Source organism: Marinobacter sp. B-21 (assembly GCF_056857895.1).
In genome coordinates, this window is record NZ_JBSXNZ010000062.1 from 1 (window position 1) to 19,578 (window position 19,578).

Annotated in this window: 16 protein-coding genes; 9 read left to right on the top strand and 7 right to left on the bottom strand. The window is 51.3% G+C overall.

What is annotated here, in order from left to right; genetic code table 11:
* The first annotated feature begins 338 nt into the window (after nt 1–338).
* A complete protein-coding gene (locus AC13C0_RS06930) occupies nt 339–2,663 on the top strand; it encodes a putative bifunctional diguanylate cyclase/phosphodiesterase (RefSeq protein ID WP_278351214.1) in 2,325 nt (774 codons plus the stop codon).
* A complete protein-coding gene (locus AC13C0_RS06935) occupies nt 2,660–3,541 on the top strand; it encodes a phosphate/phosphite/phosphonate ABC transporter substrate-binding protein (RefSeq protein WP_121207273.1) in 882 nt (293 codons plus the stop codon). Before AC13C0_RS06930 ends, AC13C0_RS06935 begins: the two co-directional genes overlap by 4 nt.
* Before the next feature lie 47 nt (nt 3,542–3,588).
* Here the strand turns inward: AC13C0_RS06935 and AC13C0_RS06940 are convergent, their stop codons facing one another.
* Nucleotides 3,589–4,914: an acetyl-CoA hydrolase/transferase family protein gene (locus AC13C0_RS06940; protein WP_278351215.1), complete on the bottom strand. Its 1,326-nt coding sequence runs from the start codon at nt 4,912–4,914 to the stop codon at nt 3,589–3,591.
* A gap of 3 nt (nt 4,915–4,917) precedes the next feature.
* On the bottom strand, nt 4,918–6,798 hold the full coding sequence (locus AC13C0_RS06945) for a pyruvate kinase (protein WP_278351216.1): 1,881 nt from the start codon (nt 6,796–6,798) through the stop codon (nt 4,918–4,920).
* Between the two features lie 461 nt (nt 6,799–7,259).
* On the opposite strand from AC13C0_RS06945, the gene AC13C0_RS06950 reads away from it, so the two are divergent.
* The 3 genes from AC13C0_RS06950 (at nt 7,260) to AC13C0_RS06960 (ending at nt 9,398) form a co-directional block, all read left to right on the top strand.
* The gene (locus AC13C0_RS06950; protein WP_482954180.1) at nt 7,260–8,429 is read left to right on the top strand and encodes a MerR family transcriptional regulator; all 1,170 of its coding nucleotides are present in this window, start codon (nt 7,260–7,262) and stop codon (nt 8,427–8,429) included.
* Between the two features lie 251 nt (nt 8,430–8,680).
* Entirely contained in the window at nt 8,681–8,995 is a 315-nt protein-coding gene (locus AC13C0_RS06955; protein ID WP_482954181.1) for an antitoxin Xre/MbcA/ParS toxin-binding domain-containing protein, read from the top strand.
* 148 nt (nt 8,996–9,143) lie between these two features.
* Nucleotides 9,144–9,398, top strand: a complete 255-nt coding sequence (locus AC13C0_RS06960; protein ID WP_328188369.1) for a type II toxin-antitoxin system Phd/YefM family antitoxin — start codon at nt 9,144–9,146, stop codon at nt 9,396–9,398.
* A 302-nt stretch (nt 9,399–9,700) separates the two neighbouring features.
* On the opposite strand, the gene AC13C0_RS06965 is transcribed toward AC13C0_RS06960, so the two are convergent.
* Nucleotides 9,701–9,916 carry an MbcA/ParS/Xre antitoxin family protein gene (locus AC13C0_RS06965; RefSeq protein WP_328188367.1) on the bottom strand — a complete coding sequence of 72 codons (216 nt, stop codon included), beginning with the start codon at nt 9,914–9,916 and terminating at the stop codon, nt 9,701–9,703.
* A 198-nt stretch (nt 9,917–10,114) separates the two neighbouring features.
* Between AC13C0_RS06965 and AC13C0_RS06970 the strand changes: the two genes are divergently transcribed.
* Genes AC13C0_RS06970 through AC13C0_RS06980 form a run of 3 tightly spaced genes read left to right on the top strand, consistent with a single transcriptional unit; the run spans nt 10,115 to nt 16,306 of the window.
* Entirely contained in the window at nt 10,115–10,654 is a 540-nt protein-coding gene (locus AC13C0_RS06970) for a hypothetical protein (protein ID WP_328188366.1), read from the top strand.
* Nucleotides 10,655–10,697: 43 nt separating this feature from the next.
* Nucleotides 10,698–13,067, top strand: coding sequence for a site-specific integrase (locus AC13C0_RS06975; protein ID WP_328188364.1), 2,370 nt, complete (start codon nt 10,698–10,700; stop codon nt 13,065–13,067).
* Nucleotides 13,067–16,306 (top strand): site-specific integrase, encoded by a 3,240-nt coding sequence (locus tag AC13C0_RS06980; protein WP_328188363.1) that lies wholly within the window; start codon nt 13,067–13,069, stop codon nt 16,304–16,306. Before AC13C0_RS06975 ends, AC13C0_RS06980 begins: the two co-directional genes overlap by 1 nt.
* Before the next feature lie 13 nt (nt 16,307–16,319).
* Here AC13C0_RS06980 and AC13C0_RS06985 read toward each other — a convergent pair whose 3' ends face one another.
* From AC13C0_RS06985 to AC13C0_RS07000, 4 genes are read right to left on the bottom strand one after another with little or no spacing between them, the layout of a single operon-like run.
* Nucleotides 16,320–17,189, bottom strand: a complete 870-nt coding sequence (locus tag AC13C0_RS06985) for a hypothetical protein (RefSeq protein WP_328188361.1) — start codon at nt 17,187–17,189, stop codon at nt 16,320–16,322.
* Nucleotides 17,186–17,455, bottom strand: coding sequence for a hypothetical protein (locus AC13C0_RS06990; RefSeq protein WP_328188360.1), 270 nt, complete (start codon nt 17,453–17,455; stop codon nt 17,186–17,188). Before AC13C0_RS06990 ends, AC13C0_RS06985 begins: the two co-directional genes overlap by 4 nt.
* On the bottom strand, nt 17,452–18,651 hold the full coding sequence (locus AC13C0_RS06995; RefSeq protein ID WP_328188358.1) for an Arm DNA-binding domain-containing protein: 1,200 nt from the start codon (nt 18,649–18,651) through the stop codon (nt 17,452–17,454). Before AC13C0_RS06995 ends, AC13C0_RS06990 begins: the two co-directional genes overlap by 4 nt.
* Nucleotides 18,644–18,883: a hypothetical protein gene (locus AC13C0_RS07000; protein ID WP_328188357.1), complete on the bottom strand. Its 240-nt coding sequence runs from the start codon at nt 18,881–18,883 to the stop codon at nt 18,644–18,646. The genes AC13C0_RS06995 and AC13C0_RS07000 overlap by 8 nt, the downstream gene beginning before the upstream one ends.
* Nucleotides 18,884–19,033: 150 nt before the next feature.
* Between AC13C0_RS07000 and AC13C0_RS07005 the strand changes: the two genes are divergently transcribed.
* A complete protein-coding gene (locus AC13C0_RS07005) occupies nt 19,034–19,270 on the top strand; it encodes a helix-turn-helix domain-containing protein (RefSeq protein WP_328188355.1) in 237 nt (78 codons plus the stop codon).
* The last annotated feature ends 308 nt before the right edge of the window (nt 19,271–19,578 follow it).

The window sequence follows — 19,578 nt, forward strand, 5'->3', positions numbered from 1 at the left end:
AACACTTAAGGCCGGTGACTGGATGACATCAGAGCGACATTGGCGCGCATACTACTAATAATTCTCATATCTGGGCGTAATGGGCTAACCGAGAAAATTTCGTGGCTGCTGCTTGGGGTGTTTATGAAATGTTCGGGTTAACATTGAGAAATGAAGTTCCTGTTTCAAAAGTGTGAGCCCGTTAACAATTTCGGCCTGTCATGTAACTGCCATAATTGACGTCTAGGCTTCGAAGGATCTGGGTTTTGCTGGCGAAATGCCTCACCCGATTCACAGGATTTATCCGGCCACTGGAGAGGCTGACTTTTACCTATCCCTTTTCTCCAGGTTCTAGCTTGATGACAGCGAAGTCTGATACTCCCTTGAATAGCGTTCAGCTAACCATGCTGGCACTCGGGGTTGTTATCGTTTTGTTCCTATGGGTGTTATTCCTTTGGCAGGCATCTGCAACGAGGGCGGAAACCCTCAATGCAAGACTCTTCGAGAACCGCAATCTGGCGTTGATTGTGTCGGAGAGCCTCAAGCAGATGACTGATCGAGCCAAAGCCATGGGTAGCCTGGTGAGTGACGATGTCATCGCACATCAAGAAGCAGAAACCAGGCTCTTGACGCTTCTGGCAGAAGACCCCGTTTTCAACCGGCTCAGTGTTTACAATTTGTCTGGAGATCTGATTTACACCAGTCATTTGGGTTCGGCACGCTCAAAGCTCGGTAGTTGGTTGTCTGGAACTGAGGACCACTTTGCAGGAACTGGATTTGTGCCAGTGCTTCCCGAACGAGTTGCGGATCCGGCATACGTACCCGCAGAGCCTGCCTGGCGATTGCCATTCCTGGTTCCACTCAGACTGGCAGATTTGTCTCGCTCCTCAAGATTGATCTTGATTGAGCTGGACATCGCCTACCTGGCTGGGCTTCTACAGAATGTTGAGCTGGGCTCGGGCTTTATTCAGATTCTGGATTCCAGGGGGGATGAGTGGATGCGGGCCAATGAAAGCGGCATTGTGGTTGGAGGGCCTCAGGTGCCAAAAGTGCAGATTGCGGCTGAAGGCCGTGTTGTGACCGGCGAAGCCACGATGGAGTTGGCGGGCGAGCAATACCAATATGTTTTCGTGACCCGTCCAGCGAATGGTTTTACAGTCAGTGTGGCCCAGCCTTACTACGAGATCTTTGCACCGCTTACGCCTGGCCAGAATAAGCAACTGATTGCCAACAGCGTAATGACCTTACTGGTTTTCGGTATCGTGTTCTGGCTGATCCGGAGCCTGACCGGACAGCAAAGAGTGTTGGAGGCATTGCGGTTGTCGGAGCGGAACAACCAGCAACTGATTGAGCGCCTTGAAACCGAACATGCCCGCAGTAGCCGTGCCGCTTCGATTGATCATCTCAGTGGTCTGTTCAACCGTCGCCAGTTTCTCGATGTGGCAGATTCGCTGGTACTGGAACAGCGTCGACAGCGGAAGCTGTCAACCATGCTGTTTATCGATCTGGATCGCTTTAAATCCATTAATGATTCTCTTGGCCACCACATCGGTGACCTGCTACTGCAGGCCGTAGCCGGTCGCATTCAACGCATGCTGGGTAAAGGTGATATTGCCGCTCGTTTCGGCGGTGATGAATTTGTGGTGCTGTTGGTGGGTGATCGCAGTGAGGCCGACATCGAGCAGTGGGCCGCAGCTTTAACCGCGCATTTGTCCGCCCCCTACATGTTGGAAGGAACAGAGCTGAATACCAGTCCTAGCATTGGTATCGCCATCAGCCCTCGGGACGGCCAGAGTATTGATGAACTGACCAAATGTGCTGATGCCGCGATGTATTCGGCCAAGAAAGCTGGCCGTGGCCAGTACCGGTTTTTCGACCAGTCACTGAATGTGAGTGATGTGGAAGAATTTCACCTGGAACAAGCCTTTGTAGAGGCCCTCAAAAACCGGGAGTTTGTTCTGCATTACCAACCCCAGGTTTGCCTGGAGGCTATGGAAATTATTGGGTATGAGGCTCTGGTTCGATGGCAACATCCGGGCTTCGGCCTGCTGTATCCAGACCGATTTATTCCGGTGGCCGAGAAAACCGGCTTTGTCGTGGCCCTGGGCATGGAAGTGGTTCGACTGGCCTGTGCCCAGATATCCGACTGGCAACAGAAACATGGGATTTCGAAGCCAGTCGCAGTCAATGTTTCTCCGATACAGCTTGCTCAGCCGGGTTTCTGCAAAGACGTTCTGGCGACGTTGGCGGACTACGGTTTGACCACCGACTTGCTGGAACTGGAAATCACGGAAACTGCTATGCTGGAAGGCCGGGCAGTTGAGAGCCTGCATTGCCTCAAGGCGGCAGGTATCCGCCTCAGTCTTGACGATTTCGGCACCGGTTACGCGGGGTTTGCCCACCTGGAGGCGGTACCGGTAGACAAGCTCAAGATTGACCGAAGCCTGATTAACCGCATCTCAAACAGCCATGATGACAGTCCGATCGTGTCCTCTACCATTATTCTGGCCAAGCGCATGGCGCTCAAAGTGGTGGCCGAGGGCGTGGAAACCCGTGAGCAGCTGGTTCACCTGAAAGTCGCCGGCTGTGACATTGCACAGGGCTATCACCTGGGGCGCCCCATGCCAGCGGAGAAGATTCCTGAGTTCCTGAGAACCTTCGCAGAAGAGGAAGTCAGAGCATGAGGTTGCTGACGTTAATTCTCGCGTTCGCATCGCTCGCCTTTGCATCGTTTTATAGTTCGGGAGCCGTCCGAGAGGTCAAAAACTGCAACATGAACAGATTGACCTTCACGATGATCCCAAAAAAAGATATCGACCAGCAGGCCTCTGAATATCAGCCGTTGATTACGCTGCTAGAGCAGGGGCTTGGGATGCCGGTAGAACTGGTTAGAGCCACCTCTTACGAGAGCGTGATGGACGGTGTACTCTCGGGCGGTGTCGACCTGGCCGTTATGGGGCCGGCATCCTATGTTATCGCCCATCGAACAGACCCGGGGCTGGATGCCTTCGCTTCTCTAACCACCGAGGCCGGGCTCTTTACACCCGAGGGGAGTTTCTATTATTCGTTACTGGTAGTTCCAACGGCAGCGGGGATAAACAGCATTGAGGACCTGAGAAATACCAGGATACTGCTGACAGATCCTTCCAGTACATCAGGGGCTCTCATTCCCAAAAACGAGTTTGCAACCACGATCGGCGAGCCATTCTCCGATTTCTTTGGAGCCAACATATACGCGGGTAGCCATGACAAGGCATTGATGGCGTTGCTGGACAACAAGGCGGAGGCTGCCTTTGTCTCCAGCTCAAGAGCAGATGAAGCGCTCAGGCGCGGCATGATTGCGGAGGACACCCTAACGGTTCTCTGGCGTTCGGTACCGTTACACTATGACCCTTTTGTATTCCGCAGTGGAATTTGCGAGGACGTTCGGAGCCGGGTCATTAATCTACTGACAACGCCTTCGCCAATGCTCTCGGAATACCTGAATACTCAGCGAGCGGTGGGAATAAACCTCGTGACATATGATGATTACCGGGCGATTGAGGCCGTTCTAAACAACTAGCTTGGTATTATCCAGCGCTCTGATTTCAGTGGTCCGATCTATAGTGCCTATATCCATCCAAGTGATGTTGCCTCTCGCTCAAGTTGCTCGCGAAATTCGGGGCATGCAAGTTGTATGAGAGCCTTGGCTCTTTGAGGAATAGAAAGGCCTTTGAGGTTAACACAGCCATATTCCGTCACTACGAATTGCACATCATTCCGGGGGTCTGTGACGGCACCGCTGAGTAGACGCGGGACGATACGGCTGACAGAGCCCGATTGAGCGGTTGACCTTAATGCAATGAAAGAGCGGCCGTTTCTTGCAGCGTAAGCACCACGAACAAAATCGAGTTGGCCACCGGTGCCTGAAAAGGGGCGATCGCCAATTTGTTCAGAATTGATCTGGCCAGTCAGATCTATTTCGAGTGCTGAATTTACAGACACCATGTTGTCGTTAAGCCGAATGATGTCTGGATTGTTTACCCAGGACGCAGGGTATCCAACGATAGCAGGGTTATCGTCAAGGAACTCGTAGAGCGCACGGTCTCCGAGAGCGAAGGTGAAAATGTGCTTGTGTTGCATCCATGTCTTGCGTCGACCATTCAAGATCCCGGCCTGAATCAGGGGAACCATTGCCGGGGAGAACAGTTCGCTGTGTAGCCCCAGATCTTTGTGCTGCTTCAACCCCGAGAGCACGGCATTTGGTACTCCGCCCACTCCGATCTGTAAGGTGTCCCCATCGTTAATCCGTTCGATGATCTGCTGCGCAATCTTTCTATCGACCTCTGTGGGCGCCTTGGGGATTGCCTCTACCAGCGGTTGATCGTGCTCAATGATGTGGTCTATTTCTGAAATATGGACGGAACATTCACCAAAGGTTCGAGGCATATACCGGTTGACCTCGACAATGACTTTCCTTGCTTTTCGGATCACCGACGCACCGTAATCAGCGTTGGTGCCGAGGCTGAAATATCCATGGCGATCCATCGGCGATACGGTCACAAAAAAACATTCCGGATCTATGTGCTCTGTCAGCAGGCGGCCGGCCTGGTGAAGCATTGCGGGTACGAATTCAATCCAGTTTGTAGAGTGAGATTGTGCAATGGCAGCCCTGTCTGAATGGCTTAGAAAGAGTGGACGGGGTGTTACGAGATCAATGAGATCTGGAGCTAAAAGAGTTTGCTGAAGATGTTCCGTACCATGCAGATAATAGACGTTTAACGGACCAATCAATCGATCTCTGAGGGCATCTGCAGTGGCTGCCATCAATGCCGGCGGTTGCGCGGCGCTCATTCCGAGAATCAGGTTTCTGCAGCCTGAAATGGTCTCGACCGCTTCATGGGCAGACAACTTCCGTTTTAGATAGCTGGCTAGCAATCCTTCATCGGTATCCACTTGTTACCGTCCGTTCTGGGCCAATCTCAGTGCCCTGAGTAGTGCCCGTTTTTTGGTTTGATGCTGTTCCATGCGCTTGAGAATGCTGTCGAGCACACCAAGCGCTTCGATAACGTGCGGCCCTTTGTTCAGCATGACACACTCTGCACGGTGCGCCATGACTGCATCTGAAATCTCTGCGCGAGAGGGCATGCCTTTCTGAGCCAGGTTTTCTAGTACTTGAGTTGCCCAGATAACGGGTACATGGGCGGCTTCACACACTGACAATATCTCTTCCTGGACTTCTGCCAGTCGCTCATATCCACACTCAACAGCAAGATCGCCCCTTGCAATCATGACGCCCACCTTGGGTCGGCGCATAGCGGTCAGCAGCATAGAGGGCAAATTCTCAAATCCTCTTCGGGTTTCGATCTTGAGGACGATGCCTAAGTGATCCCCCTTTACCCGGGACAGTGCTTCGTCAAGCAATGTGACGTCATGTGCGGAGTTTACAAATGACATCTGGACGGCATCTGCATGCTTAGCGATGAATGTCAGGTGGCTGATGTCGGTCGGCGTCAGAGAGCTGACGTTAAGCTGGCTATCCGGAAGGTTCATGCCTTTACCGGCTCTGAGTTTGCTGCCTTCTGGGCGAGCGTGTTGGATTTTTACCCAGAATCGGTCTGTCTCTACTTTTTCAATGACACCACCAATTTTCCCGTCGTCAAACCAGACGCTCTCGCCCGGATGAACTTGAGAAACGACCTCGGGCATCGTGCAGCTTATCGTAGCGGGAGTAACAAGATTTCCCTGGGTGTCTAAATGCTTGGAATGTCCGGCATTCGAGTCGGCCGTAACTACAAGACAATCGCCTTGGCGGAGGACTATAAACCCGGGTTGCTTGGGGACACTGGTAATCTTGGCTGTGATTTTCGGGCGTTGTTTTTCTTTCAGCTGAAGGGGCGTTCCGGGCACTACGTAACAGGTTTTGATGCTCTCAACCCGGCATCCAAAGTCGCTAACTTCAACAACGGTCCATTTCCGGGACTTGTGGCGTGCATCAAGGAGCCGGATCTCATCAAATCTCTTGAGCTTTTGTAGAAAACTCTTGGGAACACCGAAAACAGTCTGGTTATTGCTAATTTCCGGTGCTGAACTTCCCTCCGGCACCAGCAGTATGCGCGCAGGGAAAACGGTGATTCCGTATTCATTACGTTTGGGGTGTACATGCACAACGTGCGGTCCGGGTTCGATCTCACCCGTGCGTATCTTCGGCCCACCCAAATCCATAAAAACCTGACAACTCTGTCCGAACTCCTCTTTTGCAGTTTGCAGATTATTGATCATCTTCAGCCAGGTTTCTGGGTCATCATGGGCGCAATTTATGCGCATGCAATTCATCCCGACTTTCAGCAAATCGCGAATGATTGAGGGATCTTGTGCCGATTCCGTTGGCATGGTGACCATGATCCGTACATTTCTAGCTTCGGGCGTGGCCCCAAGTAGTTCTTTCGAATGCTGCAGCAGTAACAGGGGGCCATCCTGAATCGTGATCGTGGAGGTTTCGCCGCAATCTGCTTTTAGTGGCTGTCCGAGTAGTAAGGAAAGTGTGCGGATGATGATGTCTAGTGTCGGCAGTACGCAGGATTCCGAACGACCCAATGAGGAAAATCCAAGCGTAACAAGGCGCTGCTGGAGCAGTCGGATATCCTGTCGGCGCAACGCGAGGTAGTGCAGAAGGTTTTCGGCGCTTATACGATAGCCAGAGTCGAGTTCGTTGAGGCTAAATGGGGGTTGGGCAGCCATAGAGCAAAGGCGATCTCGAAGATTGGTGAGATCTTCCAGTAGCTCACCCATGTACTCAATCTCTGATGCAGTGAGGGCTCTCGGAGTTATTTCGTCCATTTCTGGCCTCCCCTGCTGCATGAAGCTTCATGCGCGGAATGTTTTCGATGCGAGGCTGACTAAATTCCATACAGTAATAGAGTCGTCCTGAAATATGTCAGCGGTGTGACATTTTTGTTTCGGTGGTAACGACGCGGATTAAATTATTACCGTATTCGTGGAAGTGTTACGAAAAATGAGGTGCTTTCGCCATATTTTTATTGTGTAGCCATACGTCAACGACGAAATGCACGGCGCGAATCTGTCTGGAATAGGCGTGGAGGTAGCGAGTGAGCCGGGAGTTATCCCCAAATCCGAATGTTCGCTTTGCGACCAGCGCAGCCCTCTCCGGTTTCTAAACAAAAGCCGACATTGGACTGGCTGTCGAGACACTGTCCGTTGAATCAAAACTGCGCTCACTGTTGACCCGTCTATAACTTCATAGTTTACCTTCTATCTTTCGCAGCAAAGCTGGGGGTGCCATGTATCGAATCTCAGAGCTGGCTGCACAGCTCGGTCTATCAAGATCAACTTTGTTGTATTACGAGAAAAAAGGACTAGTCACTAGCAAGCGCATGTCGAACGGATATCGATTCTATGGGGAACAGGATTTACAACGGCTTCGACTATTGCAACAGCTACAAGCTGGAGGACTGAGTCTCCAAGAGTGCAAGGAGTGCCTTGATGGCAAGCTCGATCGGAACACGCTGCAACGCCGAGTGTTGCAGTTGGATGCTGAGATCGAAGCAAAGCAGAAAGCCAGTAGCTTGCTTTCTGCGCTGCTCGGTAAAGGCTCGTTGCGTTCCTGGCACCAGGTAACTGATCGGGTCGCCCCCGACGCCTACTTGGACTGGATTAAACAGCAAGGCTTCAATGAGCGGCAAGCCCTGCATTTGAAATGGTTATCTAAAGACATGAATCAACATGATCAGTACATGGCCGACTTTATGGCCGTTTTCCAGGGCCTTGACCGGTGGGGACCAGGTTCTGAAGAAGATACCGTCAAAGCGCTGTCGCGAGTACCTATGGTGCCGACCCAAGTGATTGATATCGGCTGTGGCAAGGGCGTTGCTACCCTCATACTTGCCGAAAGGACTCAGGCTCAGGTCGTGGCCGTTGACAATGAAGCAAGCGCACTGGAGGCGTTAAAGCAACGCCTTGTTGAGCACGGCCTTCAAGACCGAGTGAGAACCGAATGCGCAAGTATGACGGATTTGCCATTCCAGACTGGCACCTTTGATCTCATCTGGGCAGAAGCGTCGGCATACGTTATGGGATTTGAGAAAGCGCTTAAAACCTGGAAAAAATTCCTGAAGCCAAAAGGCTGCATCGCGGTGAATGATTTGGTCTGGCTGACAGACACGCCAAGTCAGCCCGCCGTGGACTTTTGGCATCAAGAATATCCGGACATGCAATCAGTCTCTTTACGTGAGCAACAAATCCGGCGGGCGGGATATATGGTAATTGATCATTTTTCCCTGAGCCAGCAGGCATGGGCGAATTATTATGAACCTCTGCGTTCACGCGTCAATGAGTTGAAGCCTCAGATGGCAGAATCGGTTGCACTGAAAGACATTGATCGAGAGATTGGGATTATTGATCAGTATCTCGGTGAGTTTGGTTATGAGATGTTCATCTTGCAGGTCGATTAAACAGAACGGCTTGCTCCATCTCGAATGTCCGCTTTGCGACCGAGCCGAGCTTCCCAAGCTCTTAGACGCATGCGGACCCCCGCACGTTCATGATCCCTGAGAATGTCTGGCGCTATGGTGGTGCCATTGACCACACTAAAGGGCGGCAAAATTCAAATCGACTTCGTGACTAGAACAGAGATTTAACCCCCTTCCTTTTGTGGATTGTCCGTTGGAAAATGGTACAACAATGCCCAATCGGAGCGACTTGTATGACAACAGGAAAAGCCCACAGTCTGAGTGATCTCGTGGCCCAGTGTAGCCCGGACGCCCCGACTCCAGATACGCTCCGAGAATGGGAGCGGATAGAGCCAGTTGGATTGGAACTGGGCATCACGCGGCACACAATCGACGTTGTTCATCAGGCGATACGAATCTGGGAGTCGTCGGAACGAGCATTGGATTGGCTCCAGCGGCCCATTCAAGCGCTTGAGGATGAAAGGCCCTGCGATCTGTTGGGTACCCCTGAGGGGTGTAGCCGGATAGCGTCGGTCCTCCAGAAAATTGAACATGGTGAATTCAGCTGATCCTGCAGATTAATACTCACTTTTTCATGTTCATCGTGCTCGCCTGTGAGAATGCTACTGCTACCCAGGAATGTTGGCTAAACCAAACCGAGCACTAAGGCATTGGATTGACCGAAATGTGAATGGATCCTTATGTTGAGGCGTTTACATGACCAATCAAATCCTCTCTGAGGTTGCAGTTAGCATCTCAGAGCTTAAAAAAAATCCTATGGCGGCAGTAGATTCTGGGAAGGGCTCTCCAATCGCTGTTTTGAATCGGAATAAAACCGCTTTTTACTGCGTTCCTGCTGCAGTTTACGAGGCCATGCTCGACAGGCTGGATGATCAGGAGTTGATTGCCGTTGTTAACGAGCGCATTGCAGAACCAAGTATTCGAGTGGATCTTAATGAGTCGGCACTGTAACTCGCCGATATCTGGTGATTCCTCCGGCAACCCGGAGTTGACCATAAAACAGCCAATATCCGGCATAAATACCGCCCATTTTCATAGGGCCGAAGAAGCTCGGCGAGGTTCTCTCCATGCGACTGGCACCCTTCTTTTGTGGTCAGTACAGAAACTGAACATCGGAGCTTTTAACTCAGATATTCAAGGCGGGTCAATTTTATTGGGATAAAAGCAGAATCACTCCGTGAGTCCCTGGGCCGGATAACACAAGACATTTTTCTGCTGTCGAGACAGAGCTGATCTGATGCCCACGTAAGAGCTTAGGTAATGACTCCATGCTCCAACCGGCCAATTAACGTTCGGACCTTTTCTATGCCTTTCGGTGTGCTCATGAGTCCCTGAGGAGGTCGATTGCCAAGCCCTCGCTGAGCCGTTCTCATCCATTTCATGGCAGCCAGTTCATCGCCTTCAAATAGGGCTTTAGCCTCTTTTATGGCGAGCTCACGCAGTTCTTCTGTAGTCTTTGTTTCAGTCATTGGTCCGGCACTCCGTTAGCTCAGTTTGTCAGAAACACCATCCCAGCATTCCACACTTTTCGATCGATGCAAGGCATCTCCAAGCTTTGATTACAGGTTTGTAATTTTTGGTCAAATTACATTTTTACGGAAATTAGCCAAGAAAAGGTTCGCCTACAGGTCGTCACAATGACTCTCATCACTTTTGAGGAGAGCAGTATGGCTGACCACACCTATGCACTGAAAACGATCTCGCCTAAGGATGTTGAGGAATCCCCTTTATTGAGGGCTACCCACTTTCTTGAACAATTCGCAGCGCTACCCTTTCGGGCAAGCGCTCTGGATGAGTTGCCTGAGCCAGCAATCTTGGACTACCTGCACCGCCATCCGATAGTGGTCGAAGAGAGGAAGAAAAAGAAGAAAAAGAACGAAAGGGAGAAGGAGAGCAAAACCGAGAGCGACCTTATTTACATTGTAACGGGAAATCTGCGATCTGCGGTCTTGATCTCTTGTTTGAACCCTGAGACCCAAATTCCTGTTTTGGTTGAAAGTCCTCCAATCCCCACCGACATTTTGCTCACTGAAGTGATCGAGCGAGAGCTTTTGAATTTGTCCCTGATGGCAATGCAAACAGGGGGCTATGCCAAAGCTATCTCTTCTTTATTTGTCTTCATGAAGAGGTATGGCTCTGCTAGTTCGATCTTCCCTACAAAGAGTCGCTTATCCCAGATCTCTGGCGTGAATCGCAGAGAGATTTGAGCCAGGAACCTCCGATTATTTATCAAAAGTTAGGGAGTAAATGATGTCCCCGAGTGTTGCGCTTGAGCGGCTTATTCAGCCACCTGAAACCCGCGCCCAAATCCAGACTGTCGCCACAGCTTTTTTGCCGATTGCGGATCGAATGTCGTCGATTCTTGAGAAAAAGAGTCATCTTAATATGGATGAGCTGCGCAGGGTATTGCCGGAAATTATTGAGGTTTGTCGGGATATTATCGATGGTTTCTATGTTGACGAATTTTGGCATCCGACCTCTGACGAAAGGCCAAAAATCACTCCGTATCCTGTCTATGCCGCATTGCTGAAAATAGGAGAGCAAGGCTTTCTAAACAGCGAGCAAATGTCGATTCTGGCCCAGGTGTTTTTCTCAATCTGGGTCGGGGTTCCCGAGGCGCCAGATGGAAAAGTTCCGCTCTCGAACCTGCAAAAGGTTTTTCTGGAGTTCCGGCGAGCTCATCTTTGGATGGATGGACTTGAGAGCGTTGATACCTCGGAGCCCGAAAATTGCTATACCACGCTTGACCAATTGGAACAGCGACTTAGGGAGCGTGGTGACCTGCGAGCGGGGCATTTGTCGCCTATCCGTCGACTACTAGGACTGTCGTTGCAAAAAGAATCCCTCATTGAGCGGAGTGTGCGAACTGAGACTGAAAACCCGGCTGATACAGATGAGTATGAGAATGGGGCCGACAGCGACTTTGAGATGGAGCGAATTCCGATCGATGTTGAAGCAAGTGATGAAAGCGATTCCGCTGCGTTGATTGAGTGCTGCTCTTTCTCTATTAGGAGTGTTGGAGACCAGGACAAACTATTCCAAACAGCAGAGCGCAATGCACTCCCATCAGATGACCTTGTTCACCGGCCCATGGTTGTAACAAGCCAAGGATCCTCAACGCATCGCAACTCTTGGGCTGGAAAAAATGGGGTTGCTAGAGATCGCGCAAAATCCGATCAGCTTCGACGTTCTAATCAAACGCTGACAAATCGTTGGGAGCGGCCGACGGAGTACGAACTCTATGTTTACTGGAACGCGGTAACTGAGCCTGTTGATGCGGATCTCTCAGCTGCATTGGCACTCCTTTTGGTTCTTTTAACTGGGCGAGAGCTAGATTTGGTTCTGGAGACGCAACTGAAATCCCGGCTGGATGATTTGCCGGAACGTGGAGAAAACGGGCGAATATACATTTGCTATGAGTCTTCAGCTTGGCAAAGCGCCGCCCCGCAACCGGTACGGAAGACGCAGCTTGACGTAGAACTTCGGCACCAATTGGTTCAGACCGTGCGTTCGGTGCGGATGCCCGTTGTAGTTCCTCTCTGGAACCTGTTGGAACGTCATGTTGGATCTGATCCTCGTGACTGGCGTGGCGCGCTTTTCAAGAGCAACGAAAAAAAGAATATTGCGGCACGAGTGGATGCCTTGTTTGCTCGAATTAGGACGCAAGCGGACACCAGGCTGACTTTAAAAAGAATTCGACGAGCGTTGTTTTACCGTTTGTCTGACGGTGCCGGTGACATGGTTGAGGCGGTTCTCATTGCCGGTGAACACAAGGATGTGAGTCGACATGCCGGAATCCACTATTACTGTGCCTATGAATCAGATCTGCAAGAAAGTTACTTGCAGGCTATTTCACAGCTAGTGCCCGAATCTCGTAACACGTTGCATCCGGTAGCATTGGTGCAATCTGATCGGCGTATCGGTTCCCCTTATTGTCCTACACCTGACGCGCTGAGGCAGCTGGCGACGGATTTGAAAACGCATTTCCAGGTAACTTTGCGTCAGCCAATCGGGAAATCGACGCTTGCCGATATTCATAATGCATATACGTTATACACGGTCCTTCTTCTTTGCTTGTGCACTGGGTACCGAAGCGTTCAGGCGCCCCTATCTCGGATTACAGATGTAGATCTCAATCGCAGGTATGCGGTGATCGCGGACAAGGAAAGCGACCATTGGAGCCACTCGCGTATTGTACCTTTGACCGAAAATATCTTGAGTCACTGGGAGTATTATTTGCGCCACCGGCGCCATGTGGTGCGAATGGTCGAAGCGTATCTGGGCGAGCCTACCCCGGAGCATACCTTCTTTTTTCTCTCAACACCGACTCAGAGAATTGCGAAGCCGACCGCCGTAACGCCTGATGGGATTGAGGGCCACCTTTCACCATTCTCACGTTTACCGCTAAATGTTGGGCGTCATCTCCTGCGTAGTGAGCTGATACATCGCAAAGTCCCCGTTGCATTAGTGGATGCCTTGATGGGGCACTGGGTGGCGGGTCGAGAGCCCATGGGGAGATTCTCTACGCTGTCGCCGATTGAGTACAAGAGAGTTCTGGTGCCAGTGCTAGAGGAGATTCAAACGGAACTCGGTTGGACGCCGCTGAGAGGTTTGGGCTGATGGGTGATACAAGAGCCAAAAATAAAACGCTGCACGGCGATGAGCGGCGCGAGCACGAGCGGGCAAAGGTCGTAAAGCGCGAACGTGATGCTGTGGATCACATTCTTGCCCAGTCTTTTCCAGGGTTGGTTACAGGTGCTTTGCCTAATCCAATCGATGAGGGAATGATCGCGCGTATTTTCGATACTGTCTGCGCTGATGTGACAGGACATGCACTGCGCATCCGTCACAATCACTTGGTGAGGCGTCTCGATGAGATCGCCAAGAAGCATAGCCTCGAAATCCCAAACCGAGATTTTATGACAGTCGTTCGAATGGATACGCCACCGATGACGCCGCGGTCCTTTGAGCATAAATCGGCTTATCAGGAGATTGAGGTAGATTTCTGGAACAGCTTGGACAGTAGGGATTTGGCTGGGAACGAACGCCTGATGCATGATGCTGGCCGATTGATATATTCCATGATTTGGTTTGGCGGGCTATGCGCCCAGAAGCGGCTCAATGCCATCTGCGAAGTCATTTGCCACGGTTTGCAAACTGCAAAAAAACAACTTGGGGCAAGGAAGTTCTATTGGGTGGAATGTGATGAAGGGGCGGCATGCACCCGTTGGTTTCCTGACCCAGTCACGCTGTGTCTCCTGCATCGCTTTAATCGTGAGCATGGTTTGAAAGCGTTTCCGAGCGCTCCACCTGATTTTCTATTGGCAACGTTTGTTAAACGGATCACATCCACAAAGAATGTTGTCTCCGAGGACAAACACGATAGGTTTCTCCGTAATTTGATGGATGCGGCTTCGACAGTAGCATCGCTCGACATCATGGGAATTGCCGGTTTCGTACAAAACGCTACCGGCGTCTCCGCGTCTATGCATCCCGACGCCTGGATTAGATTGATTACCGGCCAAATTCCAACAATCCGGCACAGCAAATCGCCCAAACCCACCTCGGAGTTGATTAAGAGGGAATCACCTTGCCCGCTTTATGGATTAAAAGGCGAAAATGCCAACGAGGCAATGGAAGCAATCGCTCAAGCGTTGGCGCTCGACAAGGGGGTGAAGCGGCTTTCCAAAAAAAGTCTGAGCTACAAGGCTCTCATGAAAATTGCCAGTGCGAATTCCTTTTCACCCATCGTTAGGGTTTTGGCCTCGTGGTGCGCTTGTTTAAGATTTTCCGTGACAGACAGTTCTCTACAACGGTACCTGTCAGAGTTTGCTGAACCACTTGTCGCAGAGTTGATTGATGAAGAGGACCTCAATGATCTGGACGAAGATGATTGGGAAGGGCTGTACGCGCAGCTGCTACAGGCCAGCTCATCAATCCAACAGCGAGCCTACCGCTCTGGCGTTCTCAGACGATTTCATCGTGACCTGGTCACACAGTACGGTTTGCCAGACACGTACATTGAGGGAGTGAGCAGTAACGGTCAGGTGGATGCTGAGATATTAACGCCCGCAGAATATATGAGGGCTATGTCTATACTCGATGATGAGCCAGACCGACGGCTAGCTGAAGCAAGACAGATTGCACTCATATTCGGCTATCGGTGCGGTATGCGGCGAGGGGAAATCCGGCGATTGCTGCTTCGGGATTTGCAGGGATTGTATGAGCCCGCCTTGGCATATCCGACTTTAATTGTGCGGGGGAATAGGTTTGGCTCCACCAAGACGGCCAACGCCAACCGGGTGTTGCCACTATGGGCTCTTCTAACTCACGCTGAATTGGATTTGGTCCGGCGTTGGTATCGCCGGCGGGTCTTGGAGCAAACATCGAAGAAACCTAACCAATTGCTCCTGTGTGAGTTGCATCAGCCAAATTTTTTGATGCCGCCTAAGGCATTGATCGAACCAGTTCAGGATGCGATGCGAATCGCCTCGGGAACGCCGGGGCTGAGCTTCCATAATCTGCGACATTCCTGTGCCACGTTTAACGCTGTGCGATTGATGGAATCCTATCCAGGAGAGCTTTTCCCCGTTGAATGGGCCTGCAGTGATGACGATGAGATCGTCATGCCTCACTGGGGAAAGAACTGGTATGCGGTTTTGTGTGGGGAAGAGCAGTATGTGCCTGCTATCGATAAGCTTCAGTACCTAAGTTTTTTGATGGGCCACGCGACTCCGGGGCAAACCACCCGAGTATACACACATCTTCTGGACGTCACGGTTGGCCTGATGCGTTGGGCAGTACCGATGAGTCCTTTTTCAAACGATCGTCAGGCGGAGCTCCTGGGTTTTACCCGGGATAATTTTGATCAGCTGCGTAAACGTCGAGGTCTTAAAAAGGGTTCTACTCTTCCTCAACTGGCCCTGGTGTTGGGCCATTTTAAAAATCGGGGGGAGGTAGCCGTAGACAAGTCATTCGCTGAATATCAGCCGTTGGTCTCATCAGCAGTAGGGCTCAAGCCTGAGACACAGGATATGCCGGAATCGGCCTTGTTGGTTTATCGTGCGCTTGATCACATGGCTCAGCTCGTAAAGAACGGTGCAAAACTGGAAAATGCGATTGCTGGGACCGCAGACGTGTTTGATTTGTCCGAGTCTTGTTTGGCTCGGTGCCATAGGCGTGGCGAGTGGTTGATGGACCAATATGCACGGCATTTCAAAGAGGACCACCCGGGTCAACGCAACGCATTTACGTTGGGCAAGAGACCGAATGTCCACAGCATTGCTCACCGAGTTGGAGTGGGTGGAGTGGACAATCCTGTCCAGCGCACGTGTCCGGCGCCACCCAAACCAACTGCATCGTATCCGGCCGTCGAGAAGATGTATGAAAACCTGGTCGAACTTGCTCGCTCGGATGCTAAACGCTTTGTCGCGCTTGTAGAGAACGTTGTCAATGCGGTGCAGAGGAGCCACACGCAGTTGAAATTTTCTTCGACCGAGAAAAAAGTTTTATATCTCCAGTTTCTGAAGGTTATAGGTTTTCAGAAACTTGCGTGGGTAGATGTGCGTGCGCCCGAAAACGGTCCTGATAGACAGCAAATGAAGACATATTGGAGTAAGGAGCTGTCTCTGCCCGAATCTCGTGTTCGGGTGCGTTGGGATGATCCTGCAGGCCCAAGAAATGCAATGGGTGTCGCTCAAATAGTGGTCGATCAGCCCACTAAAGGTTTTGGTGGGCGCTCTCTGCAGCATGGCATGACAGCTATTCGATTTGTGGCATTTATCGCGCTGATTGGATTCGCTGGACGAGTGTATGTTGATGATAAAATCCAGAAGGAGAGGGCCATCCGTGGCCGCTGAATATAGTCCTTTTCTAAGGTGAAATGAGGCGTGTCGAGGAGTTAGTCAGGTGCGTTGACGCTGTGTGCATCAGTTCTGACTGGAGTTGTGCGGCAAGCAGGTGGGATGACTGCACAACCATAGCCCTTGGATCTGGCTGTGTAGGGCTTCCGATGCGGTACATCGAGGCGATAATAAACTGAATAGTTCGCGCCGCCTCAGGAAGTTTTTGCTCTAGTCGTTTTAGGTCTTCCGCCAGCAAGCCCAAGCTCTTCAAAACAACCTTTAGGTAATCGACTGGTTTAGCGTCATATAACTCAATCCGGCCTACCCCATGTAGAAGTCCCGCAATAGCCGCCAGCCAGCGTTCCGCTTCGTTATAACCGCCGCATGCATCGAATGATCGTATGGCTACATCAAGGCCGTGTCTTGCCAGGCTGCCTGGCTGTTGTAGGCCATCTTCTTGCATTGCGCCATTCAAGAAGCGCAGCCCAACTGATGGTCGACCCAGTACTCGTCGAACAAAATCAGCTAACGGTTGCACCGGGCATGCGTCGATGAACAGTTCAATATCGACCACCAGATCTGGGTAGACCAGTTTCGACTCAGGCAAATGCAGCAGCGTGTCAGGCGTGTCCAGCAGAATGACGGTGTCTGAGCGCGACACGGCATTCCCCCGCTCACCCTCCCAGAGCATCAGCTGAACAGCGCAGTCTGGGATTTGTGTGAGCTGAAGATCCCGGTGAGGCTGGAACATCACGACCTGGTACTGCTCGAAGGAATTTTCGATAGTCAGTTCCAGAACCGGCAGGTGCTCCCCGTTCGGGATTTCCGTCAAATGGGTAATAGTCCCGATGAAAATTTCCGGCTCGGTTTTCCAGGTGGTGTTGACGACAATGCTCATGCAAAGTCCTCCTGTGCAGAGTGCAGAAGACGTTCGAGATTGTTGAGCAGTTGCGGCAGCGGGTCCTGAAGGGCCTCGTCGTCCATCAACCACATCTCATTTTCCACCCAGTGAGTGAGCGCAGCGAGATTCGAGCTTTCGTCGCCTTCTCCAAGAATGGCGACGAGGTGCGTTCCGTCAGGAATTTGCATGGAAAAGGCCAATGCACTGGCCAGGCGCGTCGCGAAAGACTTTCGGCTGATAGAGAACGGCTGGGAATAGTTCATGAGCTACCTTCCTTTGTGGGATCAGTTTTAGCATTGAATTCGTTGATCAGCAGGCGTTCAAAAGCGCTGCCATCACGACGAGTGAGATTTGGCACGTATCGTGAGTAAACCCTGAACAACATTTCCGTGGTGGTGTGGCCCATCTGCCGGGCAATCCATTCAGGGTTCTCACCAGCGGCTAGCCACAGCGTCGCTGCGGTATGGCGGGTCTGGTAGGGCCTACGTTTACGCAGCCCAAGGTGACTGAGCAGCGGGTACCAAACCCTTTTCGTGACGTTGTTATGGTTAAGCGGCCCACCTGTTCTGGTACAAAAGACGAATTCATTTCCGCCAGTAGCCTTTTTCTGGTCCTCAAGTGCATCGACGACCAGTTGAGACATCTCAACGTGACGATAGCTACCATCGGTTTTCGTCTGCTCGATTTCCCCGTTCACTAGCGCCTGGCGAACCAGAATCTGCCTGCGCTGAAAATCGACGCAATCCCACTGCAAACCGTCTATTTCACCGGTCCGAAGACCGGTAAAGAAACGCACCGTGTAGTAGTTTCTGAAGTCCGCCCGAACCGTAGCGAGAATCAGCCGAACTTCTTCCAGAGAGAACGGTTCCACATCCGATCGGGGCACCTTCAGTGATTTGATCCCTTGGTAGGGTGAGGTAAACTCATATCGGTTGGCTGCCTCTCCCAGAATCATGCGCAATGGCGTCATGATGCGGTTGATACGGCTGGCGGAAAGTGGCTTTTTGCTCCGGGTTTCTACTTTGGCGAGTGACGCCCGGAACGAAAGAATTTCCTGCCTGGTGATGTGGCCAACCTCCGACTCTCCAAATTCCGGAATCAGATAGTTCTCCAGCGTTCCCTCAATCGTTGCGATGTAGGAGCGGCGCCACTGAATCCTCATTTCGTCCAGCCATGTTTGTGAAAACTCACTGAACAGCGGCGTGTCATGAGCCGCCCGAGCGCGCTGCAATTCAGCTTGCCGGGTAAATTCCTGCGCCTTGGGACTGTCGGGGAAATACGAGTGGTACTCGAAAGTCCCCAACGTGATTTCCGCTTCGATACGTTTCAGAATCGCTTGAAGCTTTTTCCGGTTAGCGGGTGTGTTGTCGAGGGCGGTCTGCTCTCGGCAACGCTTTCCGCGGTACTTGAAATCGAAAAACAACTTTTGCGTGGATTCACGCACTCGAACGCTACCCATTCATGCGCCCTCCGTTAGCCATAGGAATTGCAAGGGAGTGGTGGCCAGAATGTTCAAACATGTCCCTCTCAATCGGCTCCCACAGATACAAAATCTTCCGGCCGCCGAACGGCCTGATGTAGTGCACACCTTCAAGCAGAACCGAATCTTTCAGACGCTCCCGGATGGTCCGAGCGTCGTAACGAATGCGTTCCGCAAGCTCTTCGGTTGTAAGGTATTCTGTACTTTTCATATGTAGCTCCTTTGCGCTTTATGATGCGTACACGCTACATAATATGCGAATAAGCGACGCTGTCAAGCGTCTTTTGTAGATCTTGCTCAACATTGGATGAAAGTGGGCTGCTGATTCGGTAGAATTGAGGTCTTAGCTGAGGATGCCCCAATGATTAGATTCCGCCTAAAAGAGCTGATCGCCGAGAAAGGATTCCAAGAAAATCGTAGGGTTACACTGGATGAGGTTTCGAAAGAGACTGGGATTCATAGGACGACCCTGTCCAAAATAGCGAACCAGCGTGGCTACAACACGACGACAGAAATCCTGGACAAGCTTTGCATCTACTTTGGAGTGGAGCTGCAGGAAGTGGCACAGCACGTTGAAGAGCCAGAAGATGATGATTGAGAACCATCGGAAGGAAATCTTGTAAATTTCACCATTGGTGCAAGAGTCACGAAGAGCTGGATGTTCGATGCCAGCCAACGCTGCGGGCACATCGGAACGAACGTTTAACTGTTGAGTTTATTAACTTTTCCCACCTTTCTATACCTCCCCCTCCAGGGGGTGAGGTTCTAGTGTACCTTAACAAAAGTTCATCGAGTAATTGGCATTAAAGGCTATAATTGCAGAAAATGTTGATGGAGCTACTGCAATGGGCCGACCCGTTATACCTTTGAAGATGACAGAGGAAGAGCGCAACGAGCTCAATGCAT